The following is a 16,270-nucleotide window of genomic DNA, read 5'->3' as shown; positions in this document are numbered from 1 at the left end:
ACCAGACTACGAATCTGGGGGTCAGGAGTTCGAATCTCTTCGGGCGCGCCATTTCGGTAAATGCCTCGCATGGCTCTCTTTTCGCAATCAAGCTTCAAGGCAACCGGCATCAAGTCGCTCTGCTGGCGCGGCGACGAACTTGTCGACTGGGTCGGTGGCGGCCGGGCATTCGCTGCTGACGGCTCGGAGCGTGGCGCGAACGTCAGATTTGGCTACCGTTTCGATGCGGCGACGGCATCGCCGGACGGTCGCTTTGCAGTTATCTACCAAAGACTTGGAACAAAAGCGCTTCTGCTCCGCGATGGACGGATCGTTCGTGAACTAGAGCGCAGTTTCTATCATGCGGACGCCTATGAATATCCCGTTGCCCTGTTCAATAGCCGGGACGGCCGCGTTCTGCTCGCGCACTGCCCTAGAGACTATTGCCGCATCGATCTAGAGGATGCCGAAACGGGTAGATCGCTTACCGAGTCACCTGATCGCAAGCCGTCTGACTTTTTCCATTCGCGTTTTGCAGTGAGCCCCAAGGCCAAACGTCTTCTCAGCGCCGGCTGGGTATGGCATCCACTGGACCTTGTCGCCGCCTTCGACCTCGCCGCCGCCTTTGCGGATCCGCGTAATCTCGACGGCGGACCTGACCTCCACACATTATTCAATCCCGCTTTGGCCGAGGAAAGTTCCGCCTGCTGGATTACTGATGACCGCCTTGTCATCGCCGCCTCGGCTGAACCAGAAGGTAACGACGACGTCGAAAAGGGCAGCGGCAAACGTCTTCAGCCGCGTGGGCTGGCTGTTTGCGATCTGCTTCAGCAAAAATGCCTTCAGTCCTTCCAATTGGACGAGCCAGCCGGGACGATCCTTCCAATTGGGGAGCGATTTGTGCTTTCGCTCTATCGATATCCAAAGCTGATCGACCTTTCGACAGGCAAGATCACCCATGCTTGGCGCGAGTTGCGGTCAGGCCTTCAAGTCGGAAGCATCGTCTGGAACTCTGACGACGACGCGAAGCCACCCCCGATGGCGTTCGATGCCGCTACCAACCGGTTCGCCATCGTGAACGGTGATACGGTCACACGGATCGAATTCGATCTCGCCGGGAGTTGATGGCAGCCTGCCTGCTTCCCGCTGCTTGAAGGGGCAAGCCGCGATTCGAAAGCGCTATTTCAGTGGCAGGAACACTTCCACGACAATCTCAGGAACCGGCCTATCCGGGGCGAAGGACAGCCGTCGCTGGCAATAGAGCGGGAAGTCGCGCGCTTCCTCGCCGCTGGCCGGAAGCCAGTCGCGATAGAGATAGAGCCCGGCCGGCTCGAGATTGTTGGTGTTGCCGGGGTAGCGCAGCACCGCGCAGCGGCCGCCGGGGATCATGCCGGCCTTCATCTGCTTGTCGTCCGCCGCGATCGGCTGGTCGGTCCCGACGCAAATGTCCATACTGTAATCGGCCGCGACCGCGGGACATCGCTCTGAGCGGAAGATGTTGAAGGTCGGGCTCGTCTCCGGCGACAGGCCGGCGGCCTTTCGCCAGGCGATGAACCGCTGGATGGTGTCGCCGAGCGTCGCCCGGTCTCCGCGATGCTCCATGATCGCCACCGGCGTGGGCTGCACATCGCGGATCGTCACGTCGTCCGGGGTGAAGATTATCTGCATGAGCTTTCTCCTGGCATTGTCGAGAGGCCCGAAGGCCATAAGCCACGCTCCCCAGTTGGGGGACTTGCGGAACGACGAAGGCGACTGTCCGAACCGTTGCCGAAAGGCGCGGGCGAAAGCATCCGGCGCGTCGTAACCGGCATCCATCGCCACCTCCGTGACGCTCCCGCTGTCGGCGAGCCTGTAGGAAGCGTGCTTCATGCGGGTGAGTTGGACATAGCGATGCACGGACAACCCGAAGGTCGCCGTGAACTGCCGGTGGAAATGGAACTTGGAGAAAGCCGCGACGCGGCTCACCGTGTCCAGATCCAGGTCGCCGTCGAGATGCTGGTCTATGTAGTCAAGCGCCCGTTGCATCCGGGCATGGTAGTTCGGAAGCGCCGCCTTCATTGTTCCTTGCTCTGTGGCCGCACCACTTAGCCGCTCACGGTCATAATGTTCTCGACCGATCTTGCGGTTTGAGAACCTTCATGCGCATGCCAAAACCAATTGCAAAATAAAAGCAGTCGCTCTAGCCTGCAACTGATTGCACAACGCAATCGGAACCGCGCCGATTGATCATGTGAAGGAACGGCCATGGCCAAGCTCGTTTTTGGGATGAACCAGTCGCTGGACGGCTATGTCGATCACACGGCATTCGGGCCAAGTCCCACGCTCTTCCGCATTTTCATCGAGGAGGCCGAGCGGCAGGCCGGCAGCATTTACGGTCGCCGTATGTATGAGATCATGCGCTACTGGGACGACGATCATCCTGAATGGGATGCCGAGCGGCTTGCCTATGCGAAGGCTTGGCGCAAACAACCGAAATGGGTTGTCTCGCGCTCATTGAAGTCCGTCGGTCCCAACGCCACCCTTGTCGGGGATGATCTCGAGGGTGCGATGCGCGCCTTGAAGGCCGAACGCGACGGCGAGATCGAAGTCGCGGGTCCCGACCTGGCGCGAAGCTTCACCGACCTTGGGTTGATCGACGAGTATCGGATTTACCTGCACCCCGTCGTGCTTGGTCACGGCAAGCCATATTTCGCCGGCCCCCGGCCACGGCTCCGTCTTGTGGCCAACGATCGGATCGGCGAGGACGTGGTAAGGTTGAGCTACGTTCCTCTCTGATCGCCGAGCGCCAAGCAGCCCGACATTCGCATGCCTGCGCCGTGGATCGCGAGTTATCCCGGCCTGATATTCTGGTTCAACCGGAAGAAGTTGGTTGGGTCATGTTGCTTCTTGATGGCGGCGAGGCGCGCGTAGTTCGCGCCGTAGGCGTCGCGCACGCGCTCGTCGCCCTCGTCGCCAAGGTTGTTGGCATAGACACCGCCGGTGGAGAACGGCCTGACCGCGTTCCACAGCTCGCGCGCCCAACGGGTGTTGGCGTCGTCGTCGTCGGGGTCATCCCAGATGGCGATCGGGAAACAGTCGACTGCCGCGTCGCGATTGGCGTAGGGCGAGTGCGACGCAGGCATCCGGGCGATAGCACCGCCGACCTGCTGGAAAACCAATAGCGACGATTGATTGGGAGCTCTCGCGTAGCTGTCCAGCAGCGCGCCGATTGCGCCGTCGCTGATCTCGCGCAGGAACTGCGCTTTCCAGTAATAGCGTCGCCCGCGCGGGAAGATGGTGTCGCCCGCCGATTGGATCTGAAGATACGGGATGGGCTGAAGGCGGCTATCGATGGGGGATCCGAATTCCATCAACGGCGCGATGATGGGTTCGCCCGCTTCAGGGGACCCGACATAGCAGGCCGATATGCTGAAGGCGGGCTCGCCCGACGGCAGTGTGACGAGCGCGGCGTCGACGCTCAACTCGTCCGGCGCGGCGCGCGAGAATTTGTCGTAGAACCGCATGGCCTCACGCGCGTGATTGTGAGCGTGCAGCACCGAGCCGACGAGAAGGGCCGGTCCGACCGGGTGCAGCCGGTATTCGAACGCCGTCACAATGCCGAAATTGCCGCCGCCGCCCTGCAAGGCCCAGAACAGGTCGGGATGTTCGCTTGCGCTTGTCCGCAGCAACTGGCCGTTGGCCGTGACAATTTCCGCGGCTATCAGATTGTCGCAGCTCAGCCCGTGTTTTCGGCCGAGCTTGCCGATGCCTCCACCGAGCGTCAGGCCGGCAATGCCGGTGTCGCTGTTGACGCCCATGGTCGTCGCCAGACCGTGAGCCTGCGTGGCCGTGTCGAACTCGCCGAGGTTCAGACCCGCTTCGGCCCTGGCGGTGCGGCGCTCGGGGTCGACGACGATCGTCTTCATACGGGACAGATCGATCACCACCCCATCGTCGCAGACGGACAGGCCGGCGACGTTGTGACCGCCGCTGCGGACTGCCACGAGATGGCCGTGCGACCTCGCATAGGTCACGGCGTGAATGACGTCGTCGGGATCAGCGCAGTAGACAATCGCGGCCGGGCGTTTGTCGATGGCGCCGTTCCAGACAGCGCGCGCCTGGTCGTAGCCGGCGTCTGTCGGCAGCACCAGTTCGCCCCGCAAGCGTTGTCTCAGCTGTGCGATCGCCATGCCTGGAGAATGCGATCGGCCCAATAGCGCATCGGCCTGTCCTGCGGTCTCCATCGCTGTCGCCCTCCGTTTGCAACAGCGGCCACGGTCTCACGAAGACCCGACCTTCCGCAAAAGCGAAATTCTCGGCTACTGGATGAGCAAAATTCATCTACACTGCCGGGCATGAGGAACTTGCTGCCCCTTCGCGCCTTGCATGCCTTCGAGGCCGCCGCCCGGCACGGCAGCTTCAAGGCCGCGGCGGCGGAGCTCGGGGTGACGCCGACAGCGATCAGCCACCAGGTCCGCCTGCTGGAGGAAATATGCGGTCTGAAACTTTTCCAGCGCCGGCCGCGTCCCCTCGTGCTGACAGGTGCGGGCGCACGACTATTTCCAGTCGTCCGTGCCGGCTTCGATCTTCTCGCCGGGTCCCTTGCCGCTGTCACCGAGCCTGATATCCAGGCGCCGCTGCGGGTGACGAGCCCGAATGCTTTCGCCAGTCGATGGCTGGTGCCCCGGCTGCCGAAGTGGCGGGAGGCCAACCCGGCCGTTCCACTGGAGATCATCGGTACGGACGCGCTGCTCGATCTGCGCGCCGGGGCCGCGGACGTGGCGATCCGCTATACACGCCGGCCGCCTTTGGACTTTGCGGCGCAAGAGGTGGGCCGCGATTCCTTCTTTCCCATCTGTAGCCCTGGATTGCTGGCAAGCGACGGGCGGGCGGTCGAGCGCGCCGCCGACCTGCTGCGTTACCCACTGATCCATTTCGACTGGATGAACCGGGATCCGGATGCTCCCACCTGGCGCCGGTGGCTGGCGACGGCCCGCTCGATCGATCCGGACCTGATCCCGGACAAGGCCTGGGATCTGAGCTTCCGGGAGGAACTGCATGCGATCGACGCGGTCGTCGCCGGGCAAGGCATTGCGATCTTGAGCGACGTTGTGGTTGGCCGTGAGTTGGAGAAAGGCTCGCTCGTCAAGGCGCATCCGTTGTCCCTGCCGGGCTACAGCTTCTATGTCGTATGGATGCGCCACAGCCCGCGCGCGGCGGTGATAGAGTCCTTCCTGGCTTGGCTGAGGACGGTTCTATAGGCATATCGAGTCTGGTGCGCCACGCCTGGCTCTCAAGCGGCTTGCTCCGCCGGTTGGGCGTGCCGGCTCCAACCCGTCGCCTGCGCAAATCTGGTCCGCTTTGAGGATGTATCCGCTGTAAAATCATCGTCGCGTTTGTCCGTGTTGACATATTTTCAATATGGATATAAGTATCTTGCATATTAGATGCGAGATACGTCGATGAACGAGACCGATTTCCTCGAGGAGTATGATCCCAGCGTCTTCCAGCGACCGTCGGTGGCGGTCGATCTGGTGCTGCTGGGGGTGCGGGAAAGCCGGCCGGCCGTCCTGCTGGTCAAGCGCGATCAGCACCCGCATGCCGGCCGCTGGTCAGTGCCGGGCGGTTTCGTCGGCATCGGCGAATCCCTCGATGCGGCGGCCGTCCGCGTGCTGCGCGATAAGGCCGGAATGGCGCATTCGCATCTCGAGCAGCTCTACACCTTCGGCGCGGTGGATCGCGATCCGCGCATGCGCATCGTCAGTGTCGCCTACCTTGCGTTGCTCACGGAGCAGGCCTTCGCGGCAGCACTGTCCGCCATGCCGGCGCTGATGCCCGCCACGATCCAGGTGCCTTGGGCCGGCGAGGCGGGCGGACCGGTCAATGTGCTGTCGCCGGAAAACGAGGTGCTGGCGCTCGCCTTCGACCACGCCGACATCCTCGCGATGGCGATGCTGAGGCTGCGTGGCAAGCTCGACTATTCAGACGTGGCGTTCGCGCTGCTGCCCGAGCTGTTCACGTTGCGGCAGCTGCAGGATGTGCACGAGGCCATTCTCGGCACGGCGCTGAACAAGCCGGCCTTCCGCCGGCGCCAACTCGACAAGGGCTGGTTGGCGGCGACGGGCGCCTATGAGGCGGGCGCGGCTTTCCGCCCGGCCGAGCTTTACCGGTTCCAACATTCCACGGCCGATTGAGGGAGATACCAACATGGCCACGATCCGCAGATTCGGCTTCTTCGCCCAGCTCCGCAGTGAGGCAAGCAGCCACGTTATCCGTTACAGCAAGGGCCACGTGGTGCAGGGCGGCCGCGGGCTGGTGTTCTGGTTCGTGCGGGAAACGGCCAGCATCGCGGAGATACCGATGGACGACCGCGAGATGACGTTGTTCGTCAAGGGCCGCAGCCAGGATTTTCAGACCGTCGCGGTGCAGGGCTCGATCGGCTGGCACGTCGTCGACCCCGCGCGGCTCGCCGAGCGCGTCGATTTCAGCATCGACCTCAGGACCGGCAAGCTGCGCGGCGAGCCGGTCGAAAGGATCCAGGCCCGCATTGCCGGCATCGCCAATCAGGCGGTCCAGCAATATCTCGGCCAGGCGCCAGTGCGCGCCCTGCTCGACGCCGGGCCGGCGCCGTTGCGCGAGCGCCTGCAGGCAGTGGTCGCCGCCGACTCGGCGCTGACCGACATCGGCGTCGCGGCGGTCACCGTGAGGCTCACCAACCTCACGCCGACCAGCGAGCTGGAGCGGGCGCTGCAGACGCCAACATTTGAAGCCCTCCAGCAGAAGGCCGACGAAGCGACCTTCGAACGCCGCGCGCTCGCGGTCGAGAAGGAACGGGCGATTGCCGAGAACGAGCTCGCGAACAAGACCGAGCTGGCGCGGCGCGAGAAGCTGCTGATCGCCGAGGAGGCCGAAAACGCCCGCACCCGTGCCACCGGCACCGCCGAGGCGCGGCAGATCGAGGCTGGCGCGGAGGCCGGGCGCATCCGCACCATCGAGGGTGCGAAGGCCGAGACGGAGCGGCAGCACATCGCCATCTACCGCGACCTGCCGCCCGCCATCCTGCTTGGCCTTGCCGCCCAGCAGCTCGCCGGCAAGCTGGAAAAGATCGACCACGTCAACGTGACGCCGGACCTGCTCGCCACCGTGCTCGGCGAATTCCGCAAAAGCCCGGCCGTGATTGAAGCCGGCTAAGGAGGAAGCCATGGCCTCGAACCGTCCGCGCGCGGTCTTCGTGACGCGTGAGACCGATTACGAGCTCTTGGTCGCGCACCATGCCACGCGTGACCAGGCGCGCTTCTTCCTCGAGACGCGTGGCCAGCGCCTCGAGGACCTGGAGGCCCGGCACGATCGTTTCCATACGGTGCTGGGCACCGCTCGCGCGGCTGTCCCGGCGGACTGGCGGCAGACGCTGGTGAGGCGCGCCGACCTCGACCGATTCCTCTTCGCGCCCGACGATGTCGTGGTGCCGGTCGGCCAGGACGGGCTGGTGGCCAACGTCGCCAAATATCTCAACGGCCAGCCGGTGCTCGGCGTCAATCCGGCCCCGGATCTCTATGACGGCGTGCTTGCGCGGATCGGCGTCGGCAGGCTTGCCAAGCTGCTTGCGGCGGCCGTCACCGGTGACGTCAAGGTGGAGGCGCGCACCATGGTCCAGGCGGAGCTTGGCGACGGCGAGACGCTTCTTGCGTTGAACGAGATCTTCGTCGGCCATCGCAGCCACCAGTCGGCCCGCTACCGCATCGAGGCGGAAGGCGAGACGGAAGACCATTCCTCCAGCGGTCTCATCGTCGCATCCGGCACCGGCGCGACGGGCTGGGCGCGCTCGATCATGGAAGCGACGCATCTGGAATTGTCGCTTGGCCGCGAGGAACATGCGGTCGGTTTCTGGGTGCGCGAGCCCTTTCCGAGCGTCGCCACCGCCACCAGGCTGCGCGCCGGCAAGATCACCGACAGGCCGCTGTTCATCACCTCGCGCATGAACGAGGGCGGCGTCATCTTCGCCGACGGCATCGAGCAGGATTTTGTCGCCTTCGACTGGGGCAGGCAGGTGCGGCTTTCGCCGGCGTCCCGGGTGCTGCGTCTGGTCAGCGACCGATAAAGGCAACGCAGGCTTTATCTCGGTCCTTCAAACCGCCTGGGTGGCCGTCGGCGCCTGTGCGCGCAGCCGACGTTCGAATTCCCATAGAAGAAGAGGACAGGCCAGCAGCGCGCCGAATCCGAGGCCGAGGGCTGCGCCGGCGCTGCCCGCCCAAAGCGCAAGCTTGCCGCCGAGCCAGGGAGCAACCAGCATCGTGGCGTAGTAGACCGTATAGAAGAGGCCCATCCCCGGCGCCCGAGTCGTCGGTGCCAGCACGCGCGCCGGCAGGCTCATGATCGATCCGGCCGGGAGTCCACAGACGAGGCCGAGCGCTACCATGGTGGGCATCACCGGCGAACCTTGCCAAAGCAGGAGGGTCAGTGCCGCGAAGGCAAGGCAGCTTGCCGCCAGAATCGCGTTGCGGCTCCCGGTCCGGTCCGCGAGATAGCCTCCGGCTGGAACGGAGAGAGCCGCGAGCCACAGCACGATGCTGACCGCCGAGCCTGCAGCGGCGGTCGACCAGCCGCGCTCTACCAGCATCGACGGCGCGAAACTGAAGATCATGGCGAAACCGACATTATAGAGCGCCCATATCGAGCCAGCCAGCAGCACGGCCAGGATGGCTGGTTTCGCCAGCCGCGAACCTTCCGCCGAAGCCGGCGCGGCGCCCTGTCCCGGCGGCTGGTAGAAAAGCCCGACCAGCGCCAACGCGGCGACAATCAGCGCCATCACCGCGATCTGCGCTCCCGCTATGCCGGATCCCGCCTGGAAGAGCGGCAACGCGACAAGCGTAAGCGCAATGCCCAAAGGCCACGAGTTGATGAAGATCGCCATCGCCGTGGCGATCTGCCGGCCCGAAAACCAGTCGACGACCATCTTGGTCATCAGCACGTTCAGCAGCACGCCGCCCACGCCGGAGATGAGCCGCCCCGTGACCTGCACGCTCCACGACGTCGAGGCGCCGAGCAGGATTTCGCCGGCCAGCATCAAGGCCAGGCCGGCGAGGACCGTCGCCTTGTCGCCGAAGCGCCTGCCAATCGCGCCGCCGGGCAGCGCCAGCGCGACGCCCGGCGCGAAATACAGCCCGATGAGCACGCCGATATCGGCAAGGTTGGCGTTCAGTGTCTTGCCCAGTTCCGGCGCGATGGCCGCGATGCTCTGGAATTGCACCGCCATCGCCGCCCGGGCGACAAAGAGCACGGCAAGCATGGTCCAGCGACTGCGCATGATGATGAGGCCCCCCACGATCGATCCGTAGGATAATGCACCAATCGGCTTGCAGGTGAAGCCGCCGATTAGCCCGCACGGTTCCTGGCGCCCTATGCCGGGTAAGCCAGCGCCAGGATTCTGGGGGTGACGGCAAAGCGTACAGCGAGCCGGCGGCCGAACGAGGTGACGGCTTCGCCCGCTTCGAAGTCGACGGCGATGTCCTCGAAGCCCAGCACCCGGCCGTCGAGCGGAAACGACGCCTTGTAGGCAGCCTCCTTGACCGCGAAGAGGATGCGGCCATCGAGACCGGTGCCGAGATCGCCGAGGCGATCTCGCGGCGCGACCACCACCGACCGGAGCTCCGCAGGCAACGGCAAGGCGGGCTCGATGTCGATGCCGACGCTTCGCAACGCGCCGGCTCGCGCGACGACCGCCACGGCCATCTCGTCATCATGCGCGATCGAACCGACGACACCCGCCGGCCAGATCGGGTCTCCCGAACGGCCTCGCAACACGGCGAGATCCGCGAATCCCATGCGCAGCAGCAGTTCGTGCGCGATGTGGCGGCCCGCGCCGGTGGCCGCGCGCGCCTTGCTTTCTCGCGTGCCGATGGAGGCGCTTTCCGCCGGCAGGAGATGCTGTTCGTCCCCAGCCTGGATATGGCGGCAGCCGGTCATCAGGCCGGGTGGCGCAAGGGCGGCCAGGGCGCGGTCCACCGCCGTCTCGGTTGCGGTTGGAGCGCTCTCGGACCGGCCGCGCAACGCCTTACCGGCTCAATTCGAGCACGGCGATCATCTCGTCGTCCTCGTCCAATCCCTGCTCGACGAAACCGAAGCTGGCATAAAGGCGGCGCGCCGCCTCGTTCTCCGGCTCGTAGCAGATCGAAACGCGGCGTATGTGCTCCAGGCGCCTGATCTCCTCCAGCGCCATGGCGACAGCGGCACGTCCCAGGCCTTTGCCCTGCTCGCGGCGGTCGATCATGAAACGATAGATGATCGCCTCGTCATCGTCGTCGGGCGCGCTGTACATCAGAAATCCGACGACACGCCCGACGGCGACGACGGCGCGGGCGATGGCCTCGTCATCGTGCCGGGCCTCGGCCAGCGATTCTGCGTTGGAAGCGACGAACTCTTGCTGCTCAGGCAACAACTCGAGCGCCAGTATCGCCGCCCTGTTGCCTTTTCCGACAGGCTCCAGGGCGACCGGCTGGTCGCTCAAGCCGGCGTGGTCTTTCACGGCGCGTGGCCGATCTTCATCGCGCGCGCATCGATCGGCGTCACGACGCCGTAGAGCTTCGCCGGGTTGCCGCGCCAGACGGTGTTAGGCTCGATCACCTCGCCTTTCATCACGAAGCAGTCGACGTCGGCGACGGATCCCTTGCCCATTACCACTGCGTAGTGGACGAAGGCGGACGGGGCCAGCGTGCAGCCATCGCCGATGCGGATGTAGTCGGACTTGAACGCGCCTTCCTCGAGCGAGTGGGCCTGGATGACGCAGCCTTCGTTGAGCGTCACGTCGTCGCCGAGGTCGACCAGAGACCGCTCGGTTATGATGCTTCCCCCGTCATAGAGGCGTCGTCCGACCTTGACGCCGACCAGGCGCAGGATGAGCGGCCTGAACGGGGTGCCGGTGAACAGGCCCATGATCGGCGAATCCGACAATTTCCAATGACGCTCATGCCGCCAGAACACCGGGTCGTAGATCGTCGCCATGCGCGGCTTCAGCCGGCGGAAGCCGAGGCTGACGCGTTCGAGGAAGATGTAGAACGGAAGTCCGATCGCCGTGGTCAGCACCACCGCCACGAACAGGGCGGTCTGACCCCATTCGGTGTAATAGTTGAGCGCGCGGTCCCAGATCGCAAGCGTGAGGAACAGGATCAGCCACTGGGCGACCAGGAACAGCAGCGCGGTGACGAGATTGTGCAGGTTCTTCCGCGGCAGGCGGCGGTTGCGCTCCTTGTCGGAAATCAGTCCGAGCAGCTCCCTGTCGCGATTGACCATGCGCGGGATCTCGAAGGGCGGCGAGCCCAGCAGGCCGACATTCTCGCGGATCGGACCGTCCACCGGGACATGCACCTTCGTGCCGAGCAGGCAGTTGTCGCCGGTGCGGGAATCCGGCGAATAGATGATGTTGTTGCCGAAGAAGTTGCGGTCGCCGACCCGCGTGTGCTCGAGCCGGAAGGAGTTGGCCGACTTCTGCATGTTGACCATGAACAGGCCGTCGGACACCATGGTTTCCGAGCCGATTTCGCTGAGCAGCGGGTTCTCGTGCCGCTGGTTGGTGCCGAAATTCGAGCCGGTCTGATCCACCTTGTTCAGCCGCCAACCGATGGCGCGCAGGTAGTAGACGACGGCCGAGCTGTCGCCGAACAGCACGTTCAGCAGGCGCACGTTGCTGACCAGTTCCAGCATCGACTGCAGCCAGTAATGGAAACCGTATAGCGAGTAGTTCCGGCCGGGCTTGAGCAGCAGGTTGAACAGCCGTGGCACGAGCGCCGCCAGCAGCACGCCGCCGACGATGAAGCCGGCCACCGTGACCGTGGTGCCGATCGCCACGATGCCGATGGTCTCCTGGTAGTCGTCGCTGACATTTTCCCAATAGGTGTGGAACAGGAGCGGGAACGGCGTGACGATGGCGAAGAGGATGAAGAGCTGGATCGTCTCGTAGACGACGCGGCGCACACGCGACAGCGGCACGTTGGGAACCGTGCAGTAATTGGCCTCGGTAGGGATCGCCGGCGATCCGTGCCAGCGCTCGCCGACTGGGATCACCTGTCCGCGATGCAGCGAGGAGGCGTGGCCGAGCTGCGCGCCATTGCCCATGCGGGTGTCGATATCCAGGGTCGAGCCGACGCCGATGAAGGCGTCGTTGCCGATGTCGACGGGGCCGGTATGGATGTAGCCGGCCTGGGCGCGGAAGCCGAGGATCATCGATTCCTTGCGCAGGATCGAGTTGTCGCCGATCGTGATCAGATCGGTGCAGACCGGAACGGAGCGGCATTCGATGACCGTGCGGTTGCCGAGCCGCGCGCCGAGCAGACGCAGGTAGAGGCTGTAGAGCGGACTGCCGCGGAACAGCACGACCGGTGCCGAGCGCACCAGGGTCTTCACGACCCAGAAGCGATAATACTGCCAGCCCCAGATCGGGAATGTTTCGGCCTTCCAGCGGCCGACCAGCAGCCATTTGGCGAGGACGGCAAAGCCGGTGAGCCCGAAGAAGACGCCAGCGGACAACAGAACGCAGCGCATGTAGAGGGTGGGCGCGTCGTCCAGGGCGTCATAGACCCAGTTGAGACCGTCATTGATCGCCCAGAGCGACAGATAGCTGTAGGTGGCGTAGAACAGCAGCTGGCCGAAGCCCGTGGTCCAATACGCGAGGTTGGAGGCCCGGTGCGTCAGCATCGGCTCGCTGGCGGCAACGGCGGCCATTTGCGGCGCGCGCAGGTGGTCGGCGAGCTTGGCGACCGTCGGATACAGGTAGATGTCGCGCATCGAGGTGGTCGCCCACGCCTTGCGCGATCGGATTCGCGCGCAGAACCGGGCCATCAGCAACGAGTTGGCGCCGAGATCGTCGAAGAAATGGTCCTCGATGGAGACGTCCTCGAATTTCAGCACGTCCTGCAGCGTGTCGACGAGGAACTTCTCATCCTCGTTGCGCGGATCGATCATCGCATGGCCGGCGGCGACGCGCGCGCTGGTCGGCTTCGGCAGTTTCCGCGTATCGACCTTGTTGGAGACGGTCATCGGGATCGCCGGCAGCTGCTCCAGATAGGCCGGTACCATGTAGTCGGGCAGCCGCCGCTTCAGCTCCTGCACCAGCGCCGTGCGGTCCACTCCTTCGCCGCCGACCTTGGGCGCATAGTAGCCGACCAGTTCCGTACGGTCCGGTTCGATCTCCCAGGTCGTGACCGCAGCCTGCGCGATACTCGGCTGATCCAGCAGCACGGCCTCGATCTCGCCCAGCTCGATGCGGTAGCCGCGGATCTTCACCTGCGTGTCGATGCGGCCGTGATATTCGATCTCGCCCTTGTCGTTGATGCGGCCAAGGTCGCCAGTCCGATAGATGCGGCCGCTGGGGTTGTTGGGCAGACCAATGAAATCCTTGATGAATTTCTGGTCGGTCAATTCCGGTCGATTGAGATAGCCGACCGCCACGCCCATGCCGCCGATGCAGATCTCGCCGAGAGCGTCGCCGGTCAGCACTTTCGGCTTTTCCGGGTCGAGGATGGCGATGGAGTAGGTGGGCAGCGGCCTGCCGATCGTCACCGGCTCGTCCGGCGTCAGCAGCGCCATGGTGGCGGTCACCGTCGCTTCGGTCGGGCCATAGGTGTTGAGGATCTGGCGGCCGGGCTTCGCCCAGCGCACCACAAGCTTGTGCGAGCAGGCCTCGCCGCCGACGAGGATCGCGCGCAGGCTCGGCGCGTCGCTCTCGATCGACGACAGCAGCGTCGGGCTGCAGGCCATGCAGGTGATGTTGTGCTCGCGCAGGAAGGCTGCCAGTTCCTCGCCCACCAGCGGCTGCTGGCCGGGCGCCGGCACCACGGTGGCGCCGGCCGCGAACGGCACCCAGATCTCCTCCGAGGAGAAGTCGAAGGCGATGGTCATGCCCTGGTAGACGCGGTCGCCGGGCTGATAGCCGTAGGACGCAGCCGCGACCCGGATGAAATTGCAGAAGCTCTGATGGGTGATGACCACGCCCTTCGGCTTACCCGTGGTGCCCGACGTATAGAGGATGTAGCAGGTCTGGTCGTGGCTGCCCTCGGGCAGCGGCGCGGTTTCCGGTTGCAGCGCGATCTCGGATTCCGCCGAGTCGATCGAGATATGCGGCACCGGCAGGCGCGCCACGCGCGCGGCATAGCCGGAGACGCTGATCACCATCGTGACGTTGGCGTCCTCGATGATCATGATCATGCGGTCTTCGGGGAACGCGGTGGCAAGCGGGACGAAAGCCGCGCCCGCCTTCATCACCGCCAGGATGGCGATATAGGTTTCGGCCGAACGGTCCAGGAGCAGGCCGATCCTGTCGCCCGGCTTCACGCCGCGCTCGATCAAAAGATGCGCAAACTGGTTGGCGCGATTGTTCAGCTCGCGATAAGACCAGGGCCGGCCATGGGAAATAACCGCGGGCGCCGCGTCGAAACGGCTCGCCAGATCGCCGAAAAACCGGTCGAGCCTCTCATGCGGCTCGCCCTTGTGGATGAAATCGGGGCCGACAAGAACCTGGTCGCGCGCCGGCGATCCCGCCACTACTTTGGCCTGGCTCGCGTTTTTCTTGGCGGGTTTGCTTGCTTCATTGAGGGACATTGGGAACCCCGCGAGTTCGTGTTCGCTCGCACTATGCCGTGATTGGCCAAAAGACAATAAGCTGGTGATGTTGGGCCAGTTGATTTGCCTTTGCGGCCGATTTGAGATGGGGTCTGCGTCGTGGCGTCCCAGGCTAGCCGAAGCCCGCACGAATTGGCCCTGCCGTCAGGAAGACACGCACCTGCGAGGCGGTTCCACCGATCCGCCGCACGGCGAGCCGTTCCACCCTTACGTCAGTTACGTGAAATCTGGATGTCGCCGGTCGCGGAAGCATCGCGCCGGCTGATCGGTTGGTTCGAGCCGCGGATGGGAGATGTCCCGGCGTTGCGCGGCTCGCCTGCGCTCGATCGTTTCGGGCGGCATTGATGCCTGCCCGTGGAAAGCCCCGCCCGGATTGTGCCGGGCGGGGCTTTGATGTCACTTGCAGTCCTTGAGCATTTTCAGAGCCTTTTCGGCATTGCCCTTGGAATCATAGGCCTTCGTCCCTGCGTCGGTCAGTTTCTTGCCGTCCGGCTTCGTGTCGACCACCGAGCACTTCTTGGTCGAGGCGTCTTTCGCCACCCAGTACTGGGTCGCGGCGAGTGCCGGCATGCTGACAAGCGCAACAACCGAGGCTGTGGCCAGAACTTTACGAATCATGGTGTCCTCCTTGATGAGCAAAGGCTCAAGTAGCTGTCCCTACGCCGCCCAAAGTGGCTGCTCTGATGGCCGATCCGTGACGATCACGCATCCTCACGATTATTTGATGGGTTGGTGCTTGGCATGACGATCAATCGCCAATGACGCGGATATCCGCGTCGGCAAGGCAATAGGTTGCGTGGCGGAAATCGCGGATACGCACGGCCACATCACCGCTCCATTCCATAAGCATGAAGCCGCGCAGCGCGTCGCCTTCTTGCGGGTTGCGGATCAGGATCGCCGGCTGGCCCTCGACGAAACCGAGCGACAGCGCCCAGTCGCTCATGCGGTCGTAATTGCCGAAATAGGTCGAAACTTCCTTCTTGCCGCGCAAGCGGGTGCGGTTGACGACGTCGACCTCGATGTCCTCCGCGATCAGCGCCCGGATCTCGTCGAAATCGCGCGCGTTGAACAGGTCGATGTAGCGGCGCAGCCGGCGCTCTTCTTCCGGGTCGAGCCTGGGCACGGCCATGTCGTCCGGCGCCGTCGCCATGGCCCTCAGCTCCGCCCGGCCGCGATGCAGCGCCGCCTTGGTGGAGGCGAGCGTCGCGCCCGTCACCTCACAGGTCTCGAACAGGCTGAGCCCGAGCACGTCGACGAGGATGACGGCGCTGCGCTGCGCCAGCGTCAAGCGCATGAAGCTGCGCAGGCTCGTTGCCGCCGCCAGTCTCGCCTCCGCATCGGCGGAGAGGTCCTCAATTATTGTCATGTCCGCCTCGGCGATGCGGGAGCGTTCCCGCTGGCGGCGGCGCAGATGATCCTGCGCCGCGTTGTGGGCGATGCGAAACAGCCACTGCTCGGGGCGTTCGACGAGAGCGCCGCCGTCATGTGCGGCAAGCGCCTTGACCATCGCTTCCTGCACGATGTCCTCGCCCTCGATCGCCGAGCCGGCCATGCGCGCGGCGTAGCGGTGAAGTTTCGGCCGCAGGCCGACGAGCATGGCCTCGAGGTCCGCGCGGCCGAATTTTGCTGTGCTCATCGTCCTCGTCTCTTGGTCGCCGGCTGGCCTGCCGCGCCGGGGTCAGGCCGGCACGGCTTCGTCGGC

14 protein-coding genes are annotated in these 16,270 nt (G+C 64.7%); 6 read left to right on the top strand and 8 right to left on the bottom strand.

The window, feature by feature from the left end; all coding sequences use genetic code 11:
• Positions 1-69: 69 nt before the first annotated feature.
• Positions 70-1,104: a hypothetical protein gene (locus Q0L57_RS24085; RefSeq protein ID WP_296745565.1), complete on the top strand. Its 1,035-nt coding sequence runs from the start codon at positions 70-72 to the stop codon at positions 1,102-1,104.
• A 54-nt stretch (positions 1,105-1,158) separates the two neighbouring features.
• Here Q0L57_RS24085 and Q0L57_RS24080 read toward each other — a convergent pair whose 3' ends face one another.
• Positions 1,159-2,037, bottom strand: coding sequence for a GyrI-like domain-containing protein (locus Q0L57_RS24080; protein ID WP_296745564.1), 879 nt, complete (start codon positions 2,035-2,037; stop codon positions 1,159-1,161).
• 186 nt (positions 2,038-2,223) lie between these two features.
• Here Q0L57_RS24080 and Q0L57_RS24075 point away from each other — a divergent pair, with 186 nt between their 5' ends.
• Positions 2,224-2,754, top strand: coding sequence for a dihydrofolate reductase family protein (locus Q0L57_RS24075; RefSeq protein WP_296745563.1), 531 nt, complete (start codon positions 2,224-2,226; stop codon positions 2,752-2,754).
• A gap of 53 nt (positions 2,755-2,807) precedes the next feature.
• On the opposite strand, the gene Q0L57_RS24070 is transcribed toward Q0L57_RS24075, so the two are convergent.
• Entirely contained in the window at positions 2,808-4,202 is a 1,395-nt protein-coding gene (locus tag Q0L57_RS24070; protein WP_296745562.1) for an FAD-binding oxidoreductase, read from the bottom strand.
• Between the two features lie 138 nt (positions 4,203-4,340).
• On the opposite strand from Q0L57_RS24070, the gene Q0L57_RS24065 reads away from it, so the two are divergent.
• The 4 genes from Q0L57_RS24065 to Q0L57_RS24050 all read left to right on the top strand — a co-directional run bounded on the left by Q0L57_RS24065 (position 4,341) and on the right by Q0L57_RS24050 (position 8,056).
• A complete protein-coding gene (locus tag Q0L57_RS24065) occupies positions 4,341-5,219 on the top strand; it encodes a LysR substrate-binding domain-containing protein (RefSeq protein WP_296745561.1) in 879 nt (292 codons plus the stop codon).
• Between the two features lie 201 nt (positions 5,220-5,420).
• Positions 5,421-6,152: an NUDIX domain-containing protein gene (locus Q0L57_RS24060; RefSeq protein WP_296745560.1), complete on the top strand. Its 732-nt coding sequence runs from the start codon at positions 5,421-5,423 to the stop codon at positions 6,150-6,152.
• A 13-nt stretch (positions 6,153-6,165) separates the two neighbouring features.
• A complete protein-coding gene (locus tag Q0L57_RS24055; protein WP_296745559.1) occupies positions 6,166-7,149 on the top strand; it encodes an SPFH domain-containing protein in 984 nt (327 codons plus the stop codon).
• Positions 7,150-7,159: 10 nt separating this feature from the next.
• On the top strand, positions 7,160-8,056 hold the full coding sequence (locus Q0L57_RS24050) for a hypothetical protein (RefSeq protein WP_296745558.1): 897 nt from the start codon (positions 7,160-7,162) through the stop codon (positions 8,054-8,056).
• Positions 8,057-8,083: 27 nt separating this feature from the next.
• On the opposite strand, the gene Q0L57_RS24045 is transcribed toward Q0L57_RS24050, so the two are convergent.
• The 6 genes from Q0L57_RS24045 to Q0L57_RS24020 form a co-directional block, all read right to left on the bottom strand.
• Entirely contained in the window at positions 8,084-9,280 is a 1,197-nt protein-coding gene (locus Q0L57_RS24045; RefSeq protein ID WP_296745557.1) for a CynX/NimT family MFS transporter, read from the bottom strand.
• A gap of 74 nt (positions 9,281-9,354) precedes the next feature.
• Positions 9,355-9,960, bottom strand: a complete 606-nt coding sequence (locus Q0L57_RS24040; protein WP_296745556.1) for a 4'-phosphopantetheinyl transferase — start codon at positions 9,958-9,960, stop codon at positions 9,355-9,357.
• Positions 9,961-10,009: 49 nt separating this feature from the next.
• Positions 10,010-10,480, bottom strand: coding sequence for an N-acetyltransferase (locus Q0L57_RS24035; RefSeq protein WP_296745555.1), 471 nt, complete (start codon positions 10,478-10,480; stop codon positions 10,010-10,012).
• A complete protein-coding gene (locus Q0L57_RS24030; RefSeq protein ID WP_296745554.1) occupies positions 10,477-14,547 on the bottom strand; it encodes a Pls/PosA family non-ribosomal peptide synthetase in 4,071 nt (1,356 codons plus the stop codon). The genes Q0L57_RS24035 and Q0L57_RS24030 overlap by 4 nt, the downstream gene beginning before the upstream one ends.
• A gap of 417 nt (positions 14,548-14,964) precedes the next feature.
• A complete protein-coding gene (locus tag Q0L57_RS24025) occupies positions 14,965-15,186 on the bottom strand; it encodes a hypothetical protein (RefSeq protein ID WP_296745553.1) in 222 nt (73 codons plus the stop codon).
• A gap of 130 nt (positions 15,187-15,316) precedes the next feature.
• Positions 15,317-16,204, bottom strand: a complete 888-nt coding sequence (locus Q0L57_RS24020) for a sigma-70 family RNA polymerase sigma factor (protein ID WP_296745552.1) — start codon at positions 16,202-16,204, stop codon at positions 15,317-15,319.
• Positions 16,205-16,270 lie beyond the last annotated feature (66 nt).

The sequence above is a fragment of the Mesorhizobium sp. genome (assembly GCF_024509055.1).
GTDB lineage: Bacteria > Pseudomonadota > Alphaproteobacteria > Rhizobiales > Rhizobiaceae > Mesorhizobium.
The sequence above is the reverse complement of the archived record's forward strand: the minus strand, read 5'-3'. Positions and strand labels throughout refer to the sequence as shown.

Coding starts and splice junctions, on each gene's coding strand:
- Q0L57_RS24085 (WP_296745565.1), top strand. CDS start 70: ATGGCTCTCTTTTCGCAATCAAGCTTCAAGGCAACCGGCATCAAGTCG.
- Q0L57_RS24080 (WP_296745564.1), bottom strand. CDS start 2,037: ATGAAGGCGGCGCTTCCGAACTACCATGCCCGGATGCAACGGGCGCTT.
- Q0L57_RS24075 (WP_296745563.1), top strand. CDS start 2,224: ATGGCCAAGCTCGTTTTTGGGATGAACCAGTCGCTGGACGGCTATGTC.
- Q0L57_RS24070 (WP_296745562.1), bottom strand. CDS start 4,202: ATGGAGACCGCAGGACAGGCCGATGCGCTATTGGGCCGATCGCATTCT.
- Q0L57_RS24060 (WP_296745560.1), top strand. CDS start 5,421: ATGAACGAGACCGATTTCCTCGAGGAGTATGATCCCAGCGTCTTCCAG.
- Q0L57_RS24055 (WP_296745559.1), top strand. CDS start 6,166: ATGGCCACGATCCGCAGATTCGGCTTCTTCGCCCAGCTCCGCAGTGAG.
- Q0L57_RS24050 (WP_296745558.1), top strand. CDS start 7,160: ATGGCCTCGAACCGTCCGCGCGCGGTCTTCGTGACGCGTGAGACCGAT.
- Q0L57_RS24030 (WP_296745554.1), bottom strand. CDS start 14,547: ATGTCCCTCAATGAAGCAAGCAAACCCGCCAAGAAAAACGCGAGCCAG.
- Q0L57_RS24025 (WP_296745553.1), bottom strand. CDS start 15,186: ATGATTCGTAAAGTTCTGGCCACAGCCTCGGTTGTTGCGCTTGTCAGC.
- Q0L57_RS24020 (WP_296745552.1), bottom strand. CDS start 16,204: ATGAGCACAGCAAAATTCGGCCGCGCGGACCTCGAGGCCATGCTCGTC.